Raw genomic sequence first — 24,794 nt, forward strand, 5'->3', positions numbered from 1 at the left:
GGTCGTGCCGCTCATCATCGCCGGCGGGTTCGTCGTGCACCTCGCGATCGTGCGCATCTTCCCCGCCGCGCGCTTCGTCTACCTCACGGGCCACCTCATGTACTGGATGGCCGTCGTCCTCGCCGCGACGATCGTCGAGGCCTTCGGCGACGTCGACCGCTGGGTCGTCGCCGGCGCGGGCGCCCTCATCATCGGCTGCTACTGGGTGCTGCAGCCGCTGTGGACGCAGCCGCTCATGCGCCGCGTCATGGGCGACGACACCGTCGGCCTCGCGCACACGACCTCGACGCTCGCGCTCGCCGCCGGCTACGGCGCCCGTGCCCTCCGCCTCGGCGACCCCGTGCGCCACGACGCCGAGCGCCTGCGGCTGCCGAAGGCGCTGTCGTTCTTCAAGGACATCACCGTGTCGACGGCCTTCATCACCGGCCTCATCATGCTCGTCGCAATCGCGTTCGCGGATGCCGCGGTCGTCGAGGCGCAGATGGCCGGCTCCGCCGTGCTGCCGTGGGTGTGGGGCCTGCTGCAGGCGCTGCGCTTCGCCGCCGGCATCGCGATCCTGCTGTTCGGCGTCCGCATGTTCCTCGCCGAGATCGTGCCCGCGTTCCGCGGCCTCTCCGAGAAGGTGCTGCCGGGCACGAAGCCCGCGCTCGACATCCCGGTGACGTTCACGAAGGCGCCGACCTCGGTCATGGTCGGCTTCATCACCTCGACGGTCGTCTTCCTCGTGCTCATGGCCGTCTTCGCGCTCGCGGGCTGGTTCGTGCTCGTGCCGCCGATGATCATGCTGTTCTTCGGCGGCGGCGCCGGCGGCGTGTTCGGCAACGCGGTCGCAGGCTGGCGCGGTGCGGTCTTCGGCGGCGTGCTGAACGGCGTCGTGCTCGCGTTCGGGCAGTGGATCGGCTGGGGCCTCTACGGCCAGACCGCGCCTGAGCTCGCGACGCTCGCCGACCCCGACTGGTACGCCGTCGGCTGGATCCTCCTCGGCCTCGGCTCGCTGCTCGCGCCGATGGGCGCCGCGGGCGTCTGGATCATCGCAGCCGTCGTCGTGGCGATCACGGTCGTCGTGCTCGTGGTGCTGGGGCGGCAGGCGCCCGCACCCGGCACCGACGTGCAGGGCGAGCCCGCGCTCGTCGGCGCGGGGTCGGGAGATGGTGGAGGCGCGGACGCCGGGCCCGGGGGCGCTTCGGGTGCCACCCTCGGCGAGCCCTCGCCCGAGCGACGTGCGGCCGCCGATGCCGCACGGCCCGCGGAGCTGCGCGTGCTCGCGGTGTGCGGCGCCGGCATGGGGTCGAGCCTCATCCTGCGCACGACCGCGCAGGCGGCGCTCGCCGACCTCGGCGTGGCTGCCACGATGGACCACACGGACGTCTCGTCGGCGCGCAGCGCCACGGCAGACGTCGTCGTGGCCCAGCAGACCTACCTCGGCGAGCTGGGCGACCTCGCTCCCGTGATGGTTCCCATCGAGTCCTTCGTCGATCGCGCGCACGTGCAGGCGCGCATCGCCGAGGCGCTCCGAACGAAGGGCTGGCTGTGATCGACGACCTCCTCACCCACCTCGCGACCGTCGTCGACGACGCGGCCGACGACATCCGCGCGACGGCCGACGCCATCGTCGCGACCGGCCGGGCGGGCGGCCTCGTGCGACCCGCGGGCGCCGGCCACTCGCTCGCGGCGGTGCTCGAGACGTTCTTCCGCGCCGGTGGCATCGCCTTCGTGCGACCGATGTGGCACGAGCGCGTGCTGCCCTTCGCGGGGGCATCGGCCTCGACGACGTCCGAGCGCGAGCCGGGCCTCGGTCGCGGCGTCGCCGACGCCGCGGGCATCGAGTCGCGCGACACGATCGTCGTGTTCTCGAACTCGGGCGCGAACCCGTATCCGATCGAGATCGCCCAGGCCGGCATCGAGGCGGGCGCGACGGTCGTCGCCCTCACGTCGCTGGCGTCGAGCGCCGCCGCACCCACCGACCGCGCGCCCGTGCGGCTCGCGGACGTCGCGACGATCGTCCTCGACACGCAGGTGCGCGCGGGCGACGCGTCCTGGCCGCTCGACGCGCCCGTGACCGCGCCCACGTCGAGCCTCGTCACGACCGCTCTCTGGACGGCCATCCTGCGCGAGGTGCACGACCGCTGGCCCGACGCGCCGAGGTGGCGCTCGGCGAACGTCGCGGGCTCCGACGGCGCGAACCAGGCGCTCTTCGACGAGCTCGTCGCGCGCATCCCCGAGCTGCGCTGAGGCGGCGGCCGCCGCGGGCGGGCGCTGCCGGCCCGGCCGCAGTCCGCTCGGCCGCGGTCCGCTCGGCCGCGGGCATCGGCAGGTCCGGCCCCGCCAGATCCACGCGTGAGCGGGTCGTCGGCTGCAAAGTGCACGTGGCGTCCCGCTCACGCGTGGATGCGGCGGAGCTGCCAGGCGTCCGGGGCCGCGTATGTGGGGGCGATGCCAGCGTGACGGCGGATGTGCGACCGGGTCACCGCCGGATCCACGCCTGAGCGGGTCGTCGGCTGCGCATTGCACGTGGCGTCCCGCTCACGCGTGGATGCGGCGGAGCTGCCAGGCCTGCGAGGCCGTGGATCGCTGGCCGCGACCGGATCTGCGGCTGGGCGGCCCGCCGCGTGCATGGTGCACGCGGCCTACTGCTCAGCCGCGCATGCGGTGGCGATGCCAGCGTGAGGGCGAGCTGGCGACCGCGTCACCGCCGGATCCACGCCTGAGCGGGTCGTCGGCTGCGCATTCCGCTTGGCGTCCCGCTCACGCGTGGATGCGGCGGTGGGGCCAGTGCCGAAGCCCGGACGGGCGGACGCCGCGCTGTCAGCGGGCGCGGAGCGCGCTGCGCGACGTGCCGGCGGCTGTCACGGGGGCGATGCTCGCCGACAGCTCGAAGCGGGCGCCCGGGTACGTCGAGACGGTGTGCTCGATGACGGTGCCGCCCGCGATCGACGTGCGGACGAGCTCGAGCACGGCGTCGCCCGGCGCGAGCTCGAGCGTCGTCGCGTCGTCGGGGCGGGCGATCGCGGCGCGGATGCTCTGCCTGCCCGCATCGAAGTGGATGCCGTGCTCGCGCTCCAGGACGTCGTAGAGCGAGGCGGCGACGAGGTCGACGTCGAGGATGCCGGGCACGGCGCGGTCGAGCAGCGTCGTGCGCTCGATCGCGAACGGCGTGCCGTCGGCGAGGCGGAGGCGGTCGATGCGCACGAGCGGCTCGCCGACCGCGACGTCGAAGACCACGGCGAGCTCGGCATCCGCCGCGAGGGCAGAACGACCCAGCAGCCGCGAGGAGGGCTCGAGCCCGCGGGCGCGCATGTCCTCGGTGAAGCTCGTGAGCATGAGCGGCAGGCTCACGGCGGGCCGGGAGACGAACGTGCCACGGCCCACCTCGCGCCGCAGCAGCCCCTCGCGCTCGAGGGCGGCGAGCGCCTTCCTCGCGGTCATGCGCGAGACGCCGGAGTCGTCGGCGAGCGCGCGCTCGCTCGGCACGGCCGCGCCCACCGGCAGGTCGGCGATGAGGCTGCGGAGATGGTCGACGAGCCGCTGGTACTTGGGGCGTTCGTCGGTCACCCGTCGATCCTTCCACCCGCGCCTGTGGGCGCCGCCGCCGGCATCCGACCCTCGCGCGTCGCAGGCGATCGAGGGGGTCGAGGGGGATGCTCCCTCGCGACCCTCGGATCGCCTGCGAAGCGAGAACGACGGACTGCGACGCGTGCGCGGGTTCGCGACGTTCGTCCCGCTCCGCATGCATGGGGTCCGCGACGATCTGCTCGCCCCGCGTGCACGGCATCCGCCACGACGGGCTCGCTACGCGTGCACGGGCTCCGCGACGATCTGCTCGCGCGTCGGCGACTGGTTCACGTGCATGATCTCGCGCTGGTACGGCGCGACGACCTCGCGCGAGATGCGCAGGTCGAGCATGAGGAAGCGGCGCGTGGCGACGTCCTCCCGCGCCCACGCGCCGAGCCGCTCGAGGTCGTCCATCGTGCGCACGACGACGCCCTCGGCGCCGACGGCGGCGGCGAGTGCGGCGAAGTCGACCTCGGGGATGAGCATGGGCGGCTGGGCGAGGCCCTTGCCGCCGTACAGGGTCGTCTCGGCGGCGTAGGCGGCGTCGTTCCAGACGACGGCGATGCCGCGTCCGCCCGCGACGCGCACGGCCGACTCGAGGTCGGCGAGCGCCATGAGGCCGCCGCCGTCGCCCGTCGTGAGCACGATCGTGGCGTCGGGATGCGCGATGGCGGCGCCGGGCACGCTCGGGAAGCCGAGGCCGATCGACTGGTACGCCGTGCCGACCATGTGCATGCGGTCGGGGGAGGCGACGGGCCAGTGCATGTTCGACCAGCCGAGGAAGTGGCCGCCGTCGGAGACGACGACACGGTCGGCGGGCAGCAGCTCGCCGATGCGGGCCGCGGCGGTGCGGGGGTCGAGGCGGCCGTCGGATGCCGTGCCGTCGCCGCGCTCGCGACCCTGCGCCGCGAGGGCGTCGACCGACTCGCGCCAGCCGCTCGAGGTCGCGCCGCGGGCGGCGAGCTCGTCGGCGACGGCGCGCAGCGCGAGGGCGGCGTCGCCGCGTGCGAAGACGTCGACGCGCGGATGCGTCGCGGCGGGGGCGACGTCGATCTGCAGCACGCGTGCGTCCGCGCCGAACAGCGCGCCGAAGCGCATCGTGAACTGGTTGAGCGACGCGCCCACCACGAGCGCGACGTCGGCCTCGTGCACGAGCGCCATCGCATCGTCGGCGCCGAAGCCGCCGGCGACGCCGAGGTCGTGCTCGACGGCGCTCGCGATGCCGCGGCCGAGCGCCGACGACGTCGTGAGCGCCCCCGTCGCGGCGGCCACGGCATCCAGGGCCTCGCCGGCACCCGCGAGCCACGCGCCGCGACCGACGAGCAGCACGGGGCGCTCGGCGCCGGCGAGCGCGTCGACGATCGCGGCGACCTCGGATGCCGCGGGCGGCACGGGCGCGGGCAGCACGAGGTCGCGCAGCGCGGGCAGCGCGCCGGCGTCGACCGTCGCGACGTCGTACGGGATCGCGACGACGACGGCCGTGCGGTGCGTGAGCGCGTGCTCGATCGCATCGAGGGTGGCGCCCGCGGGGTCGCCGATGCCGACGACCCACGTGCGCGCGCCGACGGCTGCGGCGAGGGCGACCTGGTCGACGTCCCACGGGCGAGCGCCGGTGGTCGGCTCGTCGCCGACGACGAGCACGAGCGGCACGCGCGCCTGCACGGCCTCGGCGAGCGGCGTGAGGGTGTTCGTGAACCCGGCGCCGTAGGTGGCGGTCGCGACGGCGAGCCTGCCCGAGGAGCGGTGGTGCACGTCGGCGGCGACGACGCCGCCGGCCTCGTGCCGCACGGCGACGAACGACGCGGCGGTGTCGCGCTCGATCGCGTCGAGCAGGTAGGCGTTGCCGTTGCCCATGACCCCGAAGACGGTGTCGGCGTGGGCGGCGAGGGCGTGCGCGACGTGCGCGGAGACGATGGGCATGGAGGCCTCTCGAGAGCAGGGACGGATGGGTTCCGTGTGTGTCTCGCCGCGCACCATGCAGGTCAGCGGATCAGTGCCCCTTTTCCGAGCACCGGCGGCGTCGTCGCCGCCTGACTGGAGCATCCTACTCCGGGCTCACCCGACGCCCGCGACCCCCAGCAGCGAGCCGATCGCGTACGTCACGGCGAGGGCGACGCCGCCGCCCACGATGACGCGCAGCGTCGCGATGCGCCACGGCGCCCTGCCGAGCCGCGCCCCGAGGGCGCCCGTGATGCCGAGCGCCACGAGCACGACGACGACCGCGACGACCACGCGCACGTCGGTCGGGGCGAGCAGGATGGCGGCGAACGGCAGGGCGCCGCCGATCGTGAACGCGAGCAGCGAGGCCGCCGCGGCCGTCCACGGGCTCGTGGTGGTCTCCTCGTCGATGCCGAGCTCGAGCGACAGGTGGGCGCCGAGCGCGTCGTGCTCCGTCATCCGCGTCGCGACGAGCGTCGCCGTCTCGTGGTCGAGCCCGCGCTCCTCCCACAGGCCGACGAGCTCGGCGAGCTCGCCCTCGGGATCCTCGGCGAGCTCGCGTCGCTCGAGCTCGATGAGCGCCCGCTCGCCGTCGCGCTGCGACGACACCGACACGTACTCGCCGAGCGCCATCGAGATCGCCCCGCCCACGAGGGCTGCGACGCCCGCCGTGATCAGCGGCCCCGACGCGGTCGTGACGCCGGCGACGCCCACGAGCACGGCCGCGACCGACACGATGCCGTCGTTCGCGCCGAGCACCCCGGCGCGCAGCCAGCTCAGCCTGCCGAGCCAGCCGTCGTCATGCGGCTCCGGCCGTGCGTGCGTGTCGCCCATGTCGCGATCCAAGCACGCGGATGCGGTGCTCGCGGACCGCGACGCGGGCTGCGCCCGCCCGTCGCGAGGCACGTCGCGGGCGACCGCCCGCGGCGAGCACGGCTACCAGATCGTGCCGCCGCCGATCGAGATCCCGCCCCACGTGAGGGCGATGAAGATCGCGGCGAAGACGACCGGCGCGATGCCGGCGCCGCCGCGAGCGAGCCCCTTGAAGAGCGCGATGACCGCGAGCACCGCCGCGATGAGCGACAGGCCGCCACCGAGGATGAGCCCGATGAAGAGGGGGATGGGCATGAGCAGCAGGCCAGCGAGGCCGGCCCAGAAGGCGAACCAGGCCGTGGGGTTGGCGCGGCGGCGTGCGGTGGTGTCCATGCCTCCATGCTGGTGCGCGAACCTTGCAGGGAGCCTGGGATGCGGCGCCGGTTCGCGCCCGGCGTAGCGCGTGCGCTCCGCGGTCGTCAGCTGGAGGACGTGACGATCGGCACGACGATCATCGTCGTCATGAGCGCCACCTGCAGCTCGTCGATGGCCGACCGCACCGCGGCGCTCGACCACGAGCCGAGCGAGAGCGCGTCGGCGCGCTCGCCGAGGGCCTTCGCGTCGAGGTCGGGGAAGACCTTCGGCAGCGCCTTCGCGCCATGCAGGATGGCGAGCGCCGCGACGAGGTGCTCGTCGGCGGCCGTCGGCTCGGCGCCCTGCAGCAGCTCGCGCGCACGGGCCTGCATCGCATCCTCGCGATCGGTGCGCGCACCGCGCTCCCACCGCTCGGACCAGGCGATCCCGAGCCACCGCGTCTCCGAGTGGGCGAGGGCGCCCTCGGCGACGAGCTCGCCGAGCAGCTCGGCGCGCAGGCGCTGCACGGGAGCGCTCTTCCCGCCCCATCCGACGACGCGCGCGAGCGCATCCTTGGGCGTGCGGCCGTCGCTGTGCTCGACGAACGCCTCGAGCGTCGGCTCCACGACGGCCGTCGACGTCAGGAAGCGGCCGGGCTTCACGGCCTCGCCCTCGCCGGCGATGCGCAGCCTGCCACGCACGACGAGCTCGGCGAGCCCGGCACCGCCGAGGGCCTGGCCGAGCGTCGACGCGTCGAGCACGGGCTTGCCGGATGCGTCGTCGAGGGCGAGCAGCAGCACGGTCTCGGGGATGGTCGCCTGGATGTCCATGCCTGCGACGCTACGCAGCGCTCCGCGAGGCCGCATCCGCCGCTCGGCCGACCCCGGGCGACGGATCCCGCGGGCGCGGTGGCGCGTCGAGGTCGACAGGGGGTGAATGGATGGTGAATGATCGGTGGCGATGCAGGAGCTCGCGATCCTCGTGATCGTCGTCCTCGTGGCGCTGGCGTTCGACTTCACGAACGGCTTCCACGACACGGCGAACGCCATGGCACCCTCGGTGGCGACCGGTGCCCTCAAGCCGAAGGTCGCGGTCGCGCTCTCGGCGTCCCTCAACCTCGTCGGCGCCATGCTGTCGATCGAGGTGGCGCGCACCGTCGGGTCGGGCATCGTCGACCTCACGGGCGTCGACGGCGAGAGCCTCATGCTCATCGTGCTGTGCGGCCTCACGGGCGCCATCATCTGGAACGTGCTGACGTGGCTGTTCGGCCTGCCGTCGTCGTCGAGCCACTCGCTGTTCGGCGGCCTCATCGGCGCCACGGTCGCGGCCCTCGGCGTCACGGGCGTGCTGTGGGGCGGCGTCGCGCAGAAGATCCTCATCCCCGCGCTGCTCGCGCCCATCATCGCCGGGCTCGTCGCCTTCACGGGCACGTGGCTCGTGCACAAGGTCACGCGTCGCATCTCCGACGGCACCGCGCGGAACGGGTTCCGCTGGGGCCAGATCGGTGCGGCGTCGCTCATGTCGCTCGCGCACGGCACCAACGACGCGCAGAAGACGATGGGCGTCATCTTCCTGGCCCTCGTCGCCCACGGCTCGCTCGACCCGGATGCCGACATGCCGCTGTGGATCCGCATCGTGTGCGCCCTCGCGATCGCGGCAGGTACGTACATGGGCGGATGGCGGGTCATCCGCACGCTCGGCAAGGGCATCGTCGACATCTCGCCGAGGCAGGGCATGGCCGCCGACTTCTCGAGCGCGTCGATCATCCTCACCTCGAGCCACCTCGGCCTGCCGCTGTCGACGACGCACGTCGCCTCGGGATCCGTCATCGGCTCGGGCATGGCCCGCACGGATGCGACGGTGCGGTGGTCGGTCGCGCGCAAGATGCTGCTCGCCTGGATCGTGACGCTGCCCGCCGCCGGTGCCGTCGGCGCGGTCTGCTACCTCGTCGCCGGGCTGTTCGGCCACCTGTGGGGCGCGATCGTCATCACCGTCGTGCTCGTCATCGCGTGCGGCGCGATGTGGCTGCGCAGCCGCGCCTCGCACGTCGACCACGCCAACGTGTCGGCCGAGTGGGATGCCGCGCCGAAGGAGGAGCGCAAGGAGCTCAAGCGCGAGCGCAAGCGCGCCATCGACCGCGAGCTCTCGACCGTCGCCTCGGGCATCGCGCCGGTGACGAAGCCGGCGAAGCGCCGTCGCAGGAAGGACGGCTGATGTTCGACGTCGCCGCGCTGCTGACCTCCATCGTCTCCGTGCTCGTCGTGGGCATCGTGCTGGGCGCGGGCATCCCCACGATCTACGCGCTCGGCGCCGCGCAGCTCGAGCTGCAGACTCCGCGCGGCCGCGCCCTCGGCTGGACCGCGATGGGCGTGTGCGTGCTGCTCGCGGCGATGGGCATCGTGATGATCGTGTGGGGCAAGGCGCTCTTCGGCATCTGACGCCCGCTGGGCTCTGCCCTGGCGTTCCGAGGTGCGCGTGCTGCGCCGAGGGGCGGATGCGACCGCACCCGGGTGCAGGAGGCGCACCTCGGGGCGCGGGATGTGGTGTGCTGAGGGCATGACGCACACGCTGCACATCACCGGCGACGAGGCCGCCGACCGACTGCTCTCGGACGATCCGTTCGCCCTGCTCACCGGCATGCTGCTCGACCAGCAGATCACCATGGAGGCCGCGTTCGCCGGCCCCGCCAAGCTGCACGATCGCATCGGCGACCTCGAGCCCCAGCGGATCGCCGGGATGTCCGCCGACGCGTTCAAGGACGTCATGGCCGAGAGGCCGGCCGTGCACCGCTTCCCCGGATCGATGGCCACGCGCGTGCAGGATCTCGCCCGCGCCGTCGTCGACGAGTGGGACGGGGATGCCGCCGCCATCTGGACCCGGGGCGAGCCCGACGGCGCCGAGGTGCTGCGTCGCCTCCAGGCGCTGCCCGGCTTCGGAGAGCAGAAGGCGCGCATCTTCCTCGCGCTGCTGGGCAAGCAGCGCGGCTTCGAGGGTGCGGGCTGGCGGGCTGCCGCGGGTGCCTACGGCGAGGAGGGCGCGTACCGCTCGGTCGCCGACATCGTCGACGCCGAGTCGCTGCGGCAGGTGCGCGCGACGAAGCAGGCGGCGAAGGCAGCCTCGAAGGCCGGGAAGGCCGCGAAGGCGTGACGAGCACGACGACCTCGGCCGAGGGGGCCGTGAGCGCGGCTGCGACCGGCGTCGCGGACGGCGCAGCCGACGCCCGCACCGTGGCACCCGCCGTCGCGATGGTGATCGTGCCCGGCAGGCACCACCTCCTCACCGCGTTCCAGGTCGCGGCGCTGCGGCGGCTGCTCGCCGGCGACGAGGTCGACGAGGCCGGTGCGCCGATCCGCGTCGCGGACGACGCCGTCGTGGTGTGGGCGCTCACGAGCGCCAACCAGGCGTCGACGCGTCGCAACCCGTTCCCCGGGCATCGACGCGAGGCGGCGATCGAGATCCTCGCCCATGTCGAGGGCATCCCGTCCGTCGTCGTGCCCGTCGTCGACGTGCCGCCGACGCCGCGCTTCGCGGCGCTGACGCTCAAGGCCGTCGAGCACGCGACCGCGAGCCGCCTGCTGCCGACGCCCGAGACCGCCGTCGTCGCCTGCTCGACGGAGGCCGTCGCGGCGATGTATCGCGACCTCGGGTACCGCATCGCGCCCCTCGAGGCCGGCGTCGCCGATGCGCCGCCCACGCCGTGGCAGCACCTCGACGCGCTCATGGCATCCGAGCCCGGCGACGAGTCGTGGCGCGACGGCGTGCATGCGGCGAGCCTCGACATCGTCGACCGCTACGCCCTCGACGCGCTCGCGCGCATGGTGGCCTCGGATCCCGTCGTCGGCGACGAGGGGGGGCTCACCGAGACGCGCGACTACCGCTCGTACAGCCGCTCGTTCGAGGCGGCGGCGGAGCGCAAGTGGGCGCAGGCGCGGCCGTTCGTGGTGCCGGGGCGCATCGTCGACGTCGGCTGCGCCACCGGCGGCATGCTCGAGCGCGCCGCCCGCGAGCCCGCGCTCGCCGAGTCGGACCTCATCGGCATCGAGGTCGCCGCGCCCCTCTACGACGAGTGCGTGCACAAGCTGTCGCAGGGCGCGTTCGCCAACCCCAGCACGTTCTTCTACCGCCGCAACATCATGGCGGGTGCGCTCTTCCCCGACCGGTCGATCGCGACGACCCTGACCTTCGCGCTCACGCACGAGATCGTCTCCTACGGGGATGGGCTGCCGTCGCTCGAGCGGTTCGCGGAGGCGATCGCCGCGCAGACGCAGCCGGGCGGCGTGTGGATCAACTCCGACGTGTGCGGCCCCGCCGACCTCGCACTGCCCGTGCGGCTGCGCTTCGCCGAGGGCGACGTGCGCACGCCGGCGCGGATGCTGTCGGGCACGAACGCGGAGGTGGCTGCCGCGCTCGATGCGCTGCCGGTGGGCTCGCGGGTGGCGCAGTTCGCGCAGGACTTCCGCGCCGCGAGCGGCAGCCACTGGCCGTACGAGGTCGTCGACGAGCGCACGATCGCCCTCGCGCAGGGCGACGCGATGGAGCTCATGACGAAGGTGCACTACACGGGCAACTGGCTGTCCGAGATGCACGAGCGCTTCTGCGCGCTGTCGTGGGGCGACTGGGTCGACCTCGTCGAGCGCGTGGGCCTCGAGGTCGACGAGCGCTCGGGCCCGTGGCGCAACGACTGGATGGTCGAGCACCGCTTCGACCCCGACGCGACCCTGCTGGCTGCCTCCGGCGATCCGATCCCGTGGCCCGACACCCACGTGCTGCTCGTCGCGCGCCGCCCGCACTGATCGGAGACCCCGGGGCTCGATCGACCGCGCAGCGCCCCACCGACCACGGCCGGACTGGCGAGCAGCGGATCGGGAGGGGCGTCGCCGTGGTCACCTGGCGGTCACTCGTTCGAGGCGGGATTCGGGACATCGGGTCTGCGATCGCGAACGGCGCGCGTCGCGATGGACCCGGCGACCGCCACGGCGAGGGCTCCGGCCGGGCAGAACGGCGTGATCCTGAGGAGGACGTCCCAGAACGGCTGCGGGACGTCGACGCCCACGGCTGCTGCGACCGTGGCCCCCATCGCCAGCACGAGCGGTAGGGCGACCGCTGCCCAGGCCAGCGCTCGAGCGCGTCTCGAGGCGCTCATCGGGCCACGGGCGCGGTCGCATTCGCGCCAATAGGTCACGTTGCGCGCCGACTGGTCGCGTTCTGCGTCGACTGGCCGACTGGTCACGTTCTGCGTCGACTGGTCACGTTCGGCGCTGACTGGTCACGGTTGCACCTCCGAGAGGCCTTCCGAGGTGCAACAGCGACCAGTCGACGTGCGATGTCGACCAGTCGGCGCAGGAGGTGACCGGTCGGCGCAGGACGCGATCAATCGACGCCGTGCGCGGCCAGCACGAACCGTCGGTCAGGGCTCCGCACGGGTGAGCGGCGGCACGAGGGTCGTCACGTGGCCACGGCGGAAGAGGCGGGCCGGGCGACCCGCACCCTCGGCGACCGTGCCGCCGGTGGGCTCGACGAAGCCGGGCGTGCCCGTGACCTTGCGGTGGAAGTTGCGGGGGTCGATCGACACCCCCCACACGGCCTCGTAGACGGCACGCAGCTGCGCGACCGTGAACTCCGGAGGGCAGAACGCCGTCGCGAGCGACGAGTACTCGAGCTTCGCCCGTGCCCGCTCGAGCCCGTCGGCGACGATGCCCGCATGGTCGAATGCGAGCGGCACGCGGCCGGCGGCGACGTCGTCCATCGGCCACCATCGGGCGCCCGCCGCGTCCGATCCCGCGGCGGGCTCGCCGAGGTCTGGCGCGAGCGCGAGCCACGCGACGGTCACGACATGCCCGCGCGGATCGCGACCCGGCGCACCGTAGGTGCGCAGCTGCTCGAGGTGGATGCCGTGCGCGACGCCCGTCTCCTCGGCGAGCTCGCGGTAGGCGGCCTCCGCGAGGTCCTCGTCGTCGAGCACGAATCCGCCCGGCAGCGCCCATGCGCCGGCGAACGGCTCGACGCCCCGCTCGACGAGCAGCACGTGGAGGGCGCGGTCGCGGATGGTCAGCACGACGAGGTCGACGGTCACGCTCGCGGAGGGGAGGGGCACGCGCCGAGCCTACCTATCTCGTCACCTTGACGACAAAGCCGCACGGGGTTATCGTCAAAGTGACGACAACAAGGAGAGGAACGACCCCATGGCCACCATCACCCGCATCCCGGTGCTCCGGCACTGCAGCACCGGCCCCACCGCCTACGTGCACCACATGACGCGCGGCGTCGTGCGGCACGCCGGCGCAGGCCAGGCGTTCTGGTTCCGGGCGATCGACGCCACGATCAGCGAGATCCCGATCGACGACCGCGAGCTGCCGCTGCTCGTGACGCTGCGCACCGAGGACCTGCAGCAGCTCACCGCACCCGCGACCGTCACGTTCCGCGTCGCCGATCCCGAGCTCGCCGCCCGTCGCGTCGACTTCTCGATCGACCTCGCCTCCGGCGTCTGGCTCGAGGAGCCGCTCGAGACCATCGCGGCCATGCTGCACGGCGCGACCGCCTCGGCCGTCGTCGCCCTGCTCGCCGCCGACCCCCTCGAGCGTGCGCTGCGGGCCGACCCGGTCGAGCTCGATCGCCGCGTCACCGAGGCGCTGCGCGCCGACGCACGCATCGCCGCCGTCGGCCTCGAGATCGTCGGCGTGCGCTTCGGCCTCCTGCGGCCCGAGCCCGACGTCGAGCGCGCGATGCAGACCCCCGCGCGCGAGCGCATCCAGCAGGATGCCGACAAGGCGACGTTCGCCCGGCGCGCGCTCGCGGTCGAGCGGGAGGCCGCGATCGGCGAGAACGAGCTCGCGAACCAGATCGAGCTCGCACGCAGGCAGGAGGACCTCATCGCTCGGCGCGGCGCCAACGCGCGCCGCGAGGCGGAGGAGGCGGCGGCGGCCGGCGCGATCGCTGCCGACGCCGACGCGGCGAAGGTGCGCACCGTCGCCGAGGCCCGTGCCGACGCCGACCGCGTGCTCGGCGAGGCGAAGGCCGCGGGGGAGCGGGCGCGGCTCGACGCCTACCGCGACGTCGCACCCGAGGTCCTCGCATCGCTCGCGCTGCAGCAGCTCGCGGCGAGCCTGCCGTCGATCGAGCGCCTCACCATCACGCCCGACCTGCTCACCGACGTGCTCGGCAGGCTCGGCGGCGGCGGCGGCGCGGCGCTCGCGACCACGAGCGGACGCTGACATGGCGACCCCGCGCGTCGTCGTGGTGCGCCGCGCGACCGAGCGCGACGAGCTGGTCGCCGCCCACGGCACGCTCGGGCAGGCGGGGTTCTTCCTCTCGACGCGCGGGCAGTCGCTCGAGCCCGTCGAGCGGCGGCATCGTGCGACGACCGCGGCGCTCGACGCCGTGGCGGCGGCGGTCCCAGCCGACTGGCGCCGCGCATCCGTCGAGCGATCGGAGCTGTCGCGCTTCGTGTTCGAGCCGGCGGACGTCGTCGTGGTCGTGGGGCAGGACGGGCTCGTCGCGAACGCGGCGAAGTACCTCGACCGCCAGCCGGTGATCGGCATCGATCCGCTGCCCGGCGCCAACGCGGGCGTGCTCGTGCCGCACGCGCCCGCCGATGCGGCCGGCCTCATCCGGGCCGCGGCGGACGGATCCGCGACCGTCGACGAGCGCGCGATGGTCGAGGTGCGGCTCGACGACGGGCAGACCCTCGTCGCCCTCAACGAGGTGTTCGTGGGGCAGGCAGGGCACCAGTCGGCGCGCTACGCCCTCGAGGTCGGTGGAGCGAGCGAGCGGCAGTCGTCGTCGGGCGTCATCGTGTCGAGCGGCACGGGGGCCACGGGATGGTGCCGCTCGATCGCCCGCCTCCAGGCGCCGTCGCTGAGGCTGCCGGCGCCGACCGAGCAGGCGCTCGCCTGGTTCGCGCGGGAGCCGTGGCCGTCGCCGTCCACGGGCGCCGACCTCGTCGCGGGCCGGCTCGAGGGGGATGCGGTGCTCGCGCTGCGCGTGGAGTCGGATGCGCTGGTGGTCTTCGGCGACGGCATCGAGGCCGACCGCCTGCAGCCGACGTGGGGCCAGCGGCTCGAGGTGCGCGTCGCGGATCGCACGCTGCGGACGGTGCGCTGACCGCGCGGGCGGGGGCCGCTTCGCAGGCAGCTCGGCCTTCGACTGGACATTGCATGCACAGGTTATATAATGAATGCATGCAACAGCAGGAGATCGTACGGCTGAGCGCCGCGCTCGAGCGCATCACGCGGCTCGTCCGCGCCGCCGACCTGCCGGGCGGCCTCTCGTCCGTCGCCGCGTCGGCGCTCTACGCGCTCGCGGTCGACGGGCCCGTGCGGCTCACGGCGCTCGCCGCCGCCGAGCACGTGACGCAGCCCGCCATGACGCAGCTCGTGCAGCGCCTCGAGCGCGACGGGCTCGTCGAGCGGCTGCCCGATCCGGCCGACGGTCGCGCCGTGCTCGTGACGATCACGGATGCGGGCGCCGCCCTGTCCGCCGAGCGCCGCGCGGCCCGCGCAGGCGCGCTCGCGGCCGTGCTCGACGACCTCGGCCCCGACGAGCTCGTTGCGCTCGCCGCCGCGGTGCCCGCGCTCGAGCACCTCGCCGCCGCGCCTATCCGCACCGCGCCGGTCGCCGCATCGGGCGCCGCGTCAGCATCCACCGCACCGGCATCCGCCCGATAGCGGCCCGCACCCCAGCCATCCAGCCCCGGCGCCTCTCGCGACGCCGCCGCGTCGTTCGAGAGGAGTCACCCATGCGCGCCAGCACCACGACCGAGACGGATCGCGCCGGCACCGCCCCCGCCCCCAGCATCTGGCGTCAGCCGAAGGCCGTCTGGGCCGTCGCGTTCGCGTGCGTCATCTCGTTCATGGGCATCGGCTTCGTCGACCCGATCCTCCCCGCGATCGGCGAGCAGATGCACGCGAGCCACGCCGAGGTCGAGCTGCTCTTCACGAGCTACCTGCTCGTCACGGCCGTCGCGATGCTGGGCACCGGATGGGTGTCGAGCCGCATCGGCGGCAAGCGCACGCTCATCCTCGGCCTCGTCATCATCGTCGCGTTCTCGGCGCTCGCGAGCCTGTCGCCCACGATCGGCGCGATGGTCGGCTTCCGCGCCGGCTGGGGCCTCGGCAACGCGCTCTTCATCGCGACGAGCCTCGCGGTCATCGTCGGATCGGCCACGGGCGGCGTGCCCGGCGCCATCGCCATCTACGAGGCGGCGATGGGCATCGGCATCGCGGTCGGCCCGCTGCTCGGCGGCATCCTCGGCTCGGCCGGATGGCAGTGGCCCTTCCTCGGCGTCGCCGCGCTCATGGTCGTCGGCCTCGTCGGCACCCTCCTCTTCGTGCCGAACACGCCGACCTCGGCGACGCGGCTCTCGCTCGCGGCACCGCTCAAGGCGCTGCGCCACCGCGGCCTGCTCATCCTCAGCCTCGTCGCCCTCCTCTACAACTGGGCGTTCTTCACCGTGCTCGCGTACGCCCCGCTCGTGCTGGGCTTCGACGCCATCGCGCTCGGGATGGTCTTCTTCGGCTGGGGCGTGCTCGTCGCGGTGTTCGCGGTGGTCGTCGCGCCGCGGCTCGAGCGCCGCTTCGGGCTCGTGCCCGTGCTGATCGGCGCGTTCGTGCTCATGGCGCTCGACCTGGCCGCCATGGCCATCTGGACGGACGTGGCCGCGGTGCTCGTCGCGACCGTCATCGTGTCGGGCATCTGCTCGGGCCTCAACAACACGCTCGTCACGCAGGCCGTCATGCAGGTCGCCCCGGTCGAGCGCCCCGTGGCGAGCGCCGCGTACTCGTTCGTGCGCTTCTTCGGCGGCGGCCTCGCCCCGTTCGTGGCCGGTGTCGTCGGCACGGCGCTCACGATCCACGTGCCGTTCTGGATCGCCGTCGTCGCCATCATGGGTGCCATCGCGCTGCTCGTCGCATCCGGCCACCGCGTGTCCGAGGCGGTCGCCGCCGCGGAGGCCGCGGACGAGCAGGTGCTGCCCGCGGCAGCGGGCGATGCTCCGGCCGAGCCCGTCGTGCTCGTCGACGACCGGCTCGACGAGGATGCGAACACCATCCGGCAGGCGCAGACCAGCCGCCGCTGACGCGCGCGTGGCACCTTCCCTCCCGAGCCGCAACATCGGGCCGAGGGCTTGCGGCTCGCGGCCGACAGGCGGAGCGTTGTCCGCAGGGACGACGAGCGATGGGAGCAACGGCGATGCGAGCGATCATGTATGCAGGTCAGGCGGTCACCTCCTCCGACCGCGTCGCGATCGAGCTGCTCGCCTACGCGAAGTCGCTGGCCGACCGCGGTGCGGTCGACGTCGTGTCGATCCCGATCGTCGGCGACGGGGGAGCGGACTCGTTCGACCTCCTGGTCGGCGCGGGCATCGCGATCGGCGTCGGACCCGTGGCGGATCCGCTGACGGAGGTCGTCGGTGCCGACCTCGCGATCGACGACCTGCGCGAGCGGCAGGCGCGGCTCGTCGGGCCGCGCCGCGACGGCTCGTAGCCTCCGGCGCGTCGCTGCTCGGCGCGGCGACGAGCCCCTCGATATCCTCGCCCTGAGGACGAGGGGACCGGCATGGGCGATCTGTACTACGGCGCGGGGCGCACGCGCGTCCACATGGACGACCGCACCCTCGCGCATGTGGCAGCCATCGTGACTGCGAAGCTGCGACGCAACGAGCCCTTCCTGCTGTCGTGGCTCGATGCCGACGCCATCGGCGACGGCCGCTCGGCCGTGTGGCTGCACCAGTCGTGCGACCTCCACTACAAGTACGACGCGCACGAGGCCATCGAGCTCGACCGCACGCTGCTCGAGCAGATGTCGCGGGCCTCGTCGTCCGCGCAGGGTCTCCTGGTCGGCGAGGCGACGCTGCTCGAGCCCGCCGAGGACGCCGCCGAGGCGTAGGCGAGGCTAGGCGAGCGCTCGCCAGGTCTCGAGCGCTCGCCGAGGCACGGGGTCGAGGCACGGGGAGTCGAGGCACGGCGTCGCGCTGACGACGCTAGAGGCGCGACATCCACGGCCGCGGGGGACAACGCGCGATACGCAGACCGAGGGGCCGCGACACGCCGAGAGACTCGCGGCAATCCATACGCGAACGCGCGCCGAAACACAGCCGCTGGATAGCATCCAGCGACCGCTCTGTCCCCCGTCGCGCATCTCTTGCGACGTAGAGCGCCAACACTGTGACGGCATCAGCGAAAGAGCCATCGTGCGCGAGACGGCAGCCCAGACCACCATCGGCCAGCGATCCGGGCGGCTCCGTCGCGTCCTCGCCGGAGCGCTCTCGACGATGCTCGTCGCGGGCGGCCTCGTCGCCGCGAGCGTCGCGGCGCCCATCGTGCAGGCGCCCGCGGCGAGCGCCGCGGCCAACTTCGTGTGCGGAGCACCCGGTGCACCGCAGCTGTACATGACGTCGAACGTCGCGAACGAGCGACGCATCTTCCAGCTCGACGCCAACTCGGCCACCGCGTCCCTCGCGTACGCGCCGACCCCGGCGATCGCAGCAGGCACGCTCAACCAGCTCGCGACGTCGCGCGACGGCACGCAGCTGTTCTGGACGGATGGCGCGACCGCGACCAGCTCGATCTACGAGTACACGCCCGGCGGCGGTGCGGGCGCAGGCGTGCAGGAGACCACGGTCCGCGGGGCCGCGGCGGCGTCCGGCAACACCATGGGCGGCTACGACCTCGCGACGAACCGCTACGTCTTCGGTGGCGCGACGTTCGTGCCGAACACCCCGACGAACCTCGTCGTGCACTCGTACAACCCGACGGGCAACGTCGTCACGGGCGGCGTCGCCACGATCACCCTGCCCAACGCCGCCGGTGGCAACGGCGACCTGGCGTTCTCGCCGGCCGGCACGATGTACGTCGTCTCGGGTGGCAACACGACGGCGGGAGCCAACGGCGGTCTCGACGACGCGCAGCTCTACCGCGTCACGGGCGGCATCCCCACGACCGGCACCACGAACCTCACCGCTGTCGCCCTCGGAGGCCGCATCGACCAGGTGCGCGGCCTCAACTCGATCGCCTTCGGTGCCGACGGCTACCTGTACCTCTTCGGCACGAATCCCACGACCCTCGCCGCCCAGCTCATCAAGGTCAACCCGTCGAACGGCGACATCGTCTCGCGCACCACCATCACGGGTGCGACGACCGGCGCCACGGACCTCGCGTCGTGCGCCTCGCCCTCGACCGTGCGCGGCGAGGTCGTGCTCGACGAGCCGCGTCAGGACCCGACCGACCAGGTCCAGGTGTCGATCGGCGGCGGCGGGCTGCTGCCGACCGACCCGTCCACGACCGGCACGACGACCGGCACCGGCACGACCGTCACGAACAACCCGGTCACGGGCCCCGTCATCCTCCTGCCCGGTGACACCGCCACCGTGACGCAGCAGCCGGCGGCCGGCAGCGCCACGCCGGCGTCCGAGTACGCGCAGGAGTGGGTCTGCCGCGACACCGCGTACGGCAACGCCATCGTCAGCTCGGGCTTCGGCAGCCAGGCGTCCTTCGTCGTGCCGCGGAACCCGGCGATCGGCTCGAACGTCGTCTGCTCCTTCAGCAACCGCGAGGCGGTCTCGGCAGCGACGATCGACAAGACGTTCGTGAGCCCGGCGACGGTCACCGCGATCGGCCAGCAGCTCACCTACTCGATCACCGTGACGAACACCGGCACCGTGCCGCTGCAGAACGTCGCCGTGACCGATCCCGCACCCGGCCTGACGGTCACGTGCCCCGCCGGCGCGACGACCGTGAACCCGATCGGCCAGTTCAACACCGTGAACTCGGTCACGTGCACGGCGACGCGACCTGCGACCGCCGCGGACTTCCAGGGCACCGGCACCGTCGACAACACCGCGACGGTCTCGTATACGACGCAGCAGACGCCGACCGGTGGCGCCCCCACCACGGCGAGCGACTCCGCATCGTTCACGCCCGACCGCTCGGCGCCCGCCGCGGCGCCGGACGCGTCGAACGGCAACGTCATCGGGCAGCCCGTCACGGTGAACGTGCTCGCCAACGATCCCGGCGCGAACGCCGCGACCGTGCGCATCGTCGACCCGGCGACCGGCCTGCCGCTCGCGCAGGGCGCGGCCCTCGTCGTCGCGAACCAGGGGCGGTGGACGGTGGACCCGACCACGGGCGCCATCACCTTCACGCCCGCGCCCGGCTTCTCGGGAGACCCGACGCCCATCCGGTACGTCGTCGCCGGCCCGAACGGGGTCGACTCGGCACCCGTGACGGTCACCGTCGACTACGCACCCGGTGCAGTGGACGACACGTCGAACGGCAACCTGCTCGGCGCGATCGTCGTCGTGCCCGTCACCGCGAACGACCTGGGCGGCGTCGTGCCCGGCACGGTGCAGCTCCTCGACCCGACGACCGGTGCTCCCGTCGCCGGGCCCGTCGTCGTCGCAGGCGGCACCTGGAGGGTCGACCCCGAGACGGGTTCGATCTCGTACACCCCGGCGCCCGGCTCCACGGCGAACCCCGCGCCCATCGGCTACGAGGTCCGCGACGCCGCCGGCACTCCCACCCGGGCGACCGTGACGGTCACGTTCCAGCCTGTCGCGGCCGACGACGTCAGCAGCGGCAACGCGCCCGGAGTCCCGATCAACGTCGCCTTCCCGCTCTCGAACGACCGCGGCGACCTCGACCCCGCGACCTTCGCCTTCGTCGACCCCGCGACGGACCTGCCCCTCGCTCCCGGCGCTGCGCTGGTGGTGCCGGGTCAGGGCACCTGGACGTACGACCCGGCCAACCAGCTCGTCGTCTTCACGAACGAGCCCGGGTTCCTCGAGGACCCGACGCCCGTCGACTACGTGGTCTCCGGGCCCGGCGGCACCACCGGCGCGACGATCACCCTCGAGGTCTCGCCCCTCGCCGCGGACGACGTGTCGCGCAGCAACACGATCGGTGCGCCGGTGAGCCTGTCGATCCTCGGCAACGACGCCGGCGACTTCGTCGCGACGTCGGTGCTGCTCATCCACCCCGACGGTCAGCAGACGTTCGCTCCGGGCGAGCGGCTCGTGGTCGATGGCCAGGGCGCCTGGGTCTTCGACGCCGTGACGGGACTCGTGACCTTCACGCCCGCGGCGGGCTTCGAGGGCGACCCGACGCCGATCGGCTACCTCGTGGACGACGTCGACGGGGAGCGCACGAGCGCGACCGTCACGGTCGACTACCTGCCGCAGGCGCGCGACGACGAGTCGCAGGACAACGCGATCGGCTCCGTCGTCTCGATCGCGGTGCTCGCGAACGACTCGGGCGACCTCGACCCGACCTCGCTCTCGCTCATCGATGCGACCGGAACGGTGCTCGCGCCGGGAGCGGGCTTCGAGGTGGTCGGCGAGGGCATCTGGACCATCGATCCGCTCCGGCCGATCGTCCGCTTCACGCCCGCGACCGGCTTCGAGGGCGACCCGACGCCGATCCGCTACCAGGTGGCCGATCCGCCGCTCGACCTCGCGACCGCGACCATCACGGTCGACTACCTGCCGGTCGCGGTCGACGACTCCTCCGTCGGCAACGCCATCGGCTCGGCGGTGCGCGTCGACGTGCTCGCGAACGACGCGGGCGTCCTCGACCTCGACACGGTCGCGCTCGTCGACCCCGAGACCGGCGAGGCGCTCGCGCCCGGCGCAGAGCTCGTCGTCGCAGACGAGGGCACCTGGACGATCGACGCGACCACGGGCGCCGTCACCTTCACCCCGCTGGCCGACTTCGAGGGCGACCCGACCCCGGTCGACTACGAGGTCGCTGACCTCTCGGGCGACGTCACGTCGGCCACGATCACGGTGGGCTACCTGCCGGTCGCGCAGGACGACGCCGACCTCGTCAACGACATCGGCGACGCGGTGCAGGTCGACGTGCTGGCGAACGACGCCGGTGTCCTCGACCCCGCGACGGTCGCGCTGATCGACCCGGCCACGGGCACGGCGCTCGCGCCCGGTGCGTCGCTGACCGTCGTCGGCCAGGGCGTCTGGTCGATCCGACCGACGACCGGCGCCGTCACCTTCACGCCTGCGACGGGCTACGAGGGCGACCCCGCCCCCGTGCGCTACCAGGTGGCGGACCTGTCCGGCGACGTCACGTCGGCGACGATCACGGTCGGCTACGTGCCGTCCCCCGTCGACGACGAGGACCTCCGCAACGTCATCGGCGAGGCCGTCTCGGTCGACGTCCTGGCGAACGACGTCGGCGTCTACGACCCGGCGACCGTCGCGCTGATCGACCCGGCCACGGGCACGGCGCTCGCGCCGGGTGCGTCGCTGACCGTCGTCGGCGAGGGCGTCTGGTCGATCGCGCCGACGACCGGCGCCGTCACCTTCACGCCCGCCGAGGGCTACGAGGGCGACCCGGCGGTCGTGACCTACCAGGTCGCCGACCTGTCGGGCGACGTGGGGACCGCGACCATCACGGTCACCTACCTGCCCGTCGCGACCGACGACGCCGACGTCGACAACGTCGTGGGTGCCGCCGTGACGGTCGACGTGCTCGCGAACGACGCGGGCGTCCTCACCCCGGCCACCGTGGCGATCGTCGACCCGGAGACCGGCGAGGCGCTCGAGCCCGGCGTCGAGCTCGTCGTCGCAGGCGAGGGCACGTGGACGATCGATCCGACCACCGGCGCGATCACCTTCACGCCCGAGACCGGCTTCGAGGGCGACCCGACCCCGATCGACTACGTCGTCGAGGACCGCTCGGGCGACCAGACGGGGGCGACGGTCACCGTCGGCTACGTGGGCGTCGCGGCCGACGATGCGGACCTCGACAACGCGATCGGCGAGCCGGTCACGATCGACGTCCTCGCGAACGACACGGGCGTCTTCTCGCCCGCGACCGTCGCGCTGCTCGACCCGGAGACCGGTTTGGCGCTCGCGCCCGGCGCGGCGCTCGTCGTCGCGAACGAGGGCACGTGGAGGATCGACCCCGCCACCGGCGCGGTCACCTTCACGCCCGCGGCGGGCTTCGAGGGCGACCCGACTCCCGTCCGCTACCAGGTGGCGGACCTGTCCGGCGACGTCACGGGCGCGACGATCACGGTGGGCTACCTGCCCGTCGCGGTCGACGACGCGTCCGAGGGCAACGTGCTCGGCCAGCCGGCCGTGATCGACGTGCTCGCGAACGACGCCGGGGTCCTCGACCCGACCACGATCGCCTTCCTCGACCCCGAGACCGGCGAGGCGCTCGAGCCGGGTGCCGCGCTCGTCGTCACGGGCGAGGGCAGGTGGACGATCGATCCCGTCACCGGCATCGTGACCTTCACGCCCGTGGCCGACTTCGAGGGCGACCCGACACCCGTCGGCTACCAGGTCGCCGACCTGTCGGGCGACCTGACGGACGCCACCATCACGGTCGACTACCAGCCGGTCGCGACCGCCGACGAGTCGCTGGGCAACGCGCTCGGCACCACGGTGACCGTGCCCGTCCTCGCGAACGACTCGGGCGACCTCGACCCGGCCACCGTCGCGATCGTCGACCCCGAGACGGGCGAGCCGCTCGCGGCAGGCGCCCAGCTCGTCGTCGAGGGCGAGGGCACGTGGACGATCGACCGGGAGACCGGCGCGATCACGTTCGCCCCGGTGGTCGGCTTCGTCAGCGATCCCACGCCGATCGCCTACGTGGTCGAGGACCGCTCGGGCACGCAGACCGGCGCGACCGTCACGGTCGACTACCTGCAGGTCGCCGCCGACGACGCGCTGCTGGACCAGCCGATCGGGCAGCCGGTGACCGTGCCGGTGCTCGACAACGACCAGGGCGACCTCGACCCCGCGACGCTCGCGTTCGTCGATGCCCTCGGCGTGCCGCTGGCGCCCGGCGCGTCGCTCGTGATCGCGAACCAGGGCACGTGGACGATCGACCCCGTCGCGGGCACCGTGACGTTCACGCCGCAGGCGGGCTACCTCGGTGACCCGACCCCTGTGCGCTACCAGGTCGCGGATCGTGCGGGCGACGTGGTCTCGGCCACCGTCACCGTCTCCTTCCTCCCCGTGGCGAACGACGACGAGGACCTGGCCAACGCCTTCGGCGAGGTGGTGACGATCGACGTCCTCGCGAACGACGTCGGCGACTTCGACGCGACCACGGTGCGCTTCGTGGATGCCGACGGCGTCGAGCTCGAGGCCGGCCAGCCGCTGGTCGTCGTGGGCGAGGGCACCTGGTCGATCGACCCCGCCACCGGCGCCGTCACGTTCACGCCGGAGCCCGGCTACGGCGGAGACCCGACCCCCGTGACGTACCGCGTCACGGACTCGACCGGCGACACGGCGCAGGCGATCGTCACGATCACCTACGGGCCGACGGCCGTCGACGACGCGTCGCTGCGCAACGCGCAGGGCACGACCGTCGTGGTCGACGTGCTGGCGAACGACCTCGGGCAGTTCGACCCGGCGTCGGTGCGCATCGTGAGCGGCGACGAGCTCGTGCTCGAGCTCGTCGTGGCGGGCGAGGGAACGTGGACCGTCGACCCCGCGACCGGAGCGATCTCCTTCGCGCCGCAGGACGGGTTCACGGGCAACCCGACGCCGATCGCGTACGCCGTGACCGACGTCACGGGCGACGTGACGACGGCGACGGTCGTCGTGACCTACCTGCCGGTCGCCGCGCCGGACGTGTCGAGCGGCAACGCGCCGGGCACGGCCGTGACGGTCGACCCGCTCGCGAACGACGCGGGCGACCTCGACCCGACGACGGTCGAGATCCGCGATCCGCAGACCGGCGGGTGGGGCTCGACGGTCGTCGTGCCCGGCGAGGGCACCTGGACGGTGGACCCGATCACGGGCGCCATCACGTTCACGCCCGAGCGCGGCTTCGAGGGCAGCCCGACGCCCATCGACTACCGCGTGACGGACGTCGAGGGCGAGGTGACGCAGTCGACGGTCACGATCGGCTACGACGCGGTCGCCCCGGCGCCCTCGGCGCCCGGTCCGTTCCCCGACCTGCCGCGCACCGGCGGCGAGCTGACCATGTGGGCGCTGCTCGCAGGCCTCGGCCTGCTGCTCGTCGGCGCGGTCGCGATGGTGCTGCGACGCCGTCGCACGGGAGATGCGGACTTCTGAGGCCGCTGAACGGCTGACGCTCGACGGCCCCGGAGGGAGACCTCCGGGGCCGTCGTCGTGCGTCCCGGCGATCCTGCGCGGTGCGCGGGCGTGGGTGTGG

Annotated in this window: 19 protein-coding genes; 13 read left to right on the forward strand and 6 right to left on the reverse strand. The window is 73.6% G+C overall.

The window, feature by feature from the left end; all coding sequences use genetic code 11:
• Nucleotides 1-1,534: PTS transporter subunit IIC (locus tag ABD249_RS00530; protein ID WP_344339236.1), on the forward strand; the 1,534-nt coding region annotated here is incomplete at its 5' end.
• The gene (locus tag ABD249_RS00535) at nucleotides 1,531-2,232 is read left to right on the forward strand and encodes a sugar isomerase domain-containing protein (protein WP_344339238.1); all 702 of its coding nucleotides are present in this window, start codon (nucleotides 1,531-1,533) and stop codon (nucleotides 2,230-2,232) included. The genes ABD249_RS00530 and ABD249_RS00535, both read left to right, overlap by 4 nt.
• A gap of 573 nt (nucleotides 2,233-2,805) precedes the next feature.
• Here the strand turns inward: ABD249_RS00535 and ABD249_RS00540 are convergent.
• The 5 genes from ABD249_RS00540 to ABD249_RS00560 form a co-directional block, all read right to left on the reverse strand.
• Nucleotides 2,806-3,552 carry a GntR family transcriptional regulator gene (locus tag ABD249_RS00540; protein ID WP_344339240.1) on the reverse strand — a complete coding sequence of 249 codons (747 nt, stop codon included), beginning with the start codon at nucleotides 3,550-3,552 and terminating at the stop codon, nucleotides 2,806-2,808.
• A gap of 237 nt (nucleotides 3,553-3,789) precedes the next feature.
• Nucleotides 3,790-5,472, reverse strand: coding sequence for a thiamine pyrophosphate-binding protein (locus tag ABD249_RS00545; protein ID WP_344339242.1), 1,683 nt, complete (start codon nucleotides 5,470-5,472; stop codon nucleotides 3,790-3,792).
• A 135-nt stretch (nucleotides 5,473-5,607) separates the two neighbouring features.
• Nucleotides 5,608-6,324 carry a VIT1/CCC1 transporter family protein gene (locus tag ABD249_RS00550; RefSeq protein ID WP_344339243.1) on the reverse strand — a complete coding sequence of 239 codons (717 nt, stop codon included), beginning with the start codon at nucleotides 6,322-6,324 and terminating at the stop codon, nucleotides 5,608-5,610.
• A gap of 102 nt (nucleotides 6,325-6,426) precedes the next feature.
• A complete protein-coding gene (locus ABD249_RS00555) occupies nucleotides 6,427-6,696 on the reverse strand; it encodes a hypothetical protein (RefSeq protein ID WP_344339246.1) in 270 nt (89 codons plus the stop codon).
• 86 nt (nucleotides 6,697-6,782) lie between these two features.
• The gene (locus tag ABD249_RS00560) at nucleotides 6,783-7,487 is read right to left on the reverse strand and encodes a GOLPH3/VPS74 family protein (protein WP_344339247.1); all 705 of its coding nucleotides are present in this window, start codon (nucleotides 7,485-7,487) and stop codon (nucleotides 6,783-6,785) included.
• A gap of 130 nt (nucleotides 7,488-7,617) precedes the next feature.
• Here ABD249_RS00560 and ABD249_RS00565 point away from each other — a divergent pair, with 130 nt between their 5' ends.
• The 4 genes from ABD249_RS00565 (at nucleotide 7,618) to ABD249_RS00580 (ending at nucleotide 11,450) form a co-directional block, all read left to right on the forward strand.
• On the forward strand, nucleotides 7,618-8,871 hold the full coding sequence (locus ABD249_RS00565) for an inorganic phosphate transporter (protein WP_344339249.1): 1,254 nt from the start codon (nucleotides 7,618-7,620) through the stop codon (nucleotides 8,869-8,871).
• The gene (locus ABD249_RS00570) at nucleotides 8,871-9,095 is read left to right on the forward strand and encodes a hypothetical protein (RefSeq protein ID WP_344339250.1); all 225 of its coding nucleotides are present in this window, start codon (nucleotides 8,871-8,873) and stop codon (nucleotides 9,093-9,095) included. The genes ABD249_RS00565 and ABD249_RS00570 overlap by 1 nt, the downstream gene beginning before the upstream one ends.
• A 118-nt stretch (nucleotides 9,096-9,213) precedes the next feature.
• Nucleotides 9,214-9,804: an HhH-GPD-type base excision DNA repair protein gene (locus tag ABD249_RS00575; RefSeq protein ID WP_344339252.1), complete on the forward strand. Its 591-nt coding sequence runs from the start codon at nucleotides 9,214-9,216 to the stop codon at nucleotides 9,802-9,804.
• The gene (locus ABD249_RS00580) at nucleotides 9,801-11,450 is read left to right on the forward strand and encodes a class I SAM-dependent methyltransferase (protein WP_344339254.1); all 1,650 of its coding nucleotides are present in this window, start codon (nucleotides 9,801-9,803) and stop codon (nucleotides 11,448-11,450) included. The genes ABD249_RS00575 and ABD249_RS00580 overlap by 4 nt, the downstream gene beginning before the upstream one ends.
• Before the next feature lie 614 nt (nucleotides 11,451-12,064).
• On the opposite strand, the gene ABD249_RS00585 is transcribed toward ABD249_RS00580, so the two are convergent.
• Nucleotides 12,065-12,751, reverse strand: coding sequence for an NUDIX hydrolase (locus ABD249_RS00585; RefSeq protein ID WP_344339256.1), 687 nt, complete (start codon nucleotides 12,749-12,751; stop codon nucleotides 12,065-12,067).
• Nucleotides 12,752-12,839: 88 nt separating this feature from the next.
• Here ABD249_RS00585 and ABD249_RS00590 point away from each other — a divergent pair, with 88 nt between their 5' ends.
• From ABD249_RS00590 to ABD249_RS00620, 7 genes are all read left to right on the forward strand, one after another.
• On the forward strand, nucleotides 12,840-13,868 hold the full coding sequence (locus tag ABD249_RS00590; RefSeq protein WP_344339259.1) for an SPFH domain-containing protein: 1,029 nt from the start codon (nucleotides 12,840-12,842) through the stop codon (nucleotides 13,866-13,868).
• Between the two features lies 1 nt (nucleotide 13,869).
• Nucleotides 13,870-14,757, forward strand: coding sequence for an NAD(+)/NADH kinase (locus ABD249_RS00595; protein ID WP_344339261.1), 888 nt, complete (start codon nucleotides 13,870-13,872; stop codon nucleotides 14,755-14,757).
• A gap of 77 nt (nucleotides 14,758-14,834) precedes the next feature.
• Nucleotides 14,835-15,320: a MarR family winged helix-turn-helix transcriptional regulator gene (locus ABD249_RS00600; RefSeq protein ID WP_344339264.1), complete on the forward strand. Its 486-nt coding sequence runs from the start codon at nucleotides 14,835-14,837 to the stop codon at nucleotides 15,318-15,320.
• Between the two features lie 71 nt (nucleotides 15,321-15,391).
• Complete coding sequence (locus ABD249_RS00605) at nucleotides 15,392-16,729, forward strand: MFS transporter (RefSeq protein WP_344339267.1); 1,338 nt, start codon at nucleotides 15,392-15,394, stop codon at nucleotides 16,727-16,729.
• A 125-nt stretch (nucleotides 16,730-16,854) separates the two neighbouring features.
• Nucleotides 16,855-17,136, forward strand: a complete 282-nt coding sequence (locus tag ABD249_RS00610; RefSeq protein WP_344339268.1) for a hypothetical protein — start codon at nucleotides 16,855-16,857, stop codon at nucleotides 17,134-17,136.
• Between the two features lie 72 nt (nucleotides 17,137-17,208).
• Nucleotides 17,209-17,538, forward strand: a complete 330-nt coding sequence (locus ABD249_RS00615; protein ID WP_344339270.1) for a DUF7882 family protein — start codon at nucleotides 17,209-17,211, stop codon at nucleotides 17,536-17,538.
• Between the two features lie 304 nt (nucleotides 17,539-17,842).
• Nucleotides 17,843-24,694: an Ig-like domain-containing protein gene (locus tag ABD249_RS00620; protein ID WP_344339272.1), complete on the forward strand. Its 6,852-nt coding sequence runs from the start codon at nucleotides 17,843-17,845 to the stop codon at nucleotides 24,692-24,694.
• The last annotated feature ends 100 nt before the right edge of the window (nucleotides 24,695-24,794 follow it).

The sequence above is a fragment of the Agrococcus versicolor genome (assembly GCF_039531815.1).
Classification (GTDB): domain Bacteria; phylum Actinomycetota; class Actinomycetes; order Actinomycetales; family Microbacteriaceae; genus Agrococcus; species Agrococcus versicolor.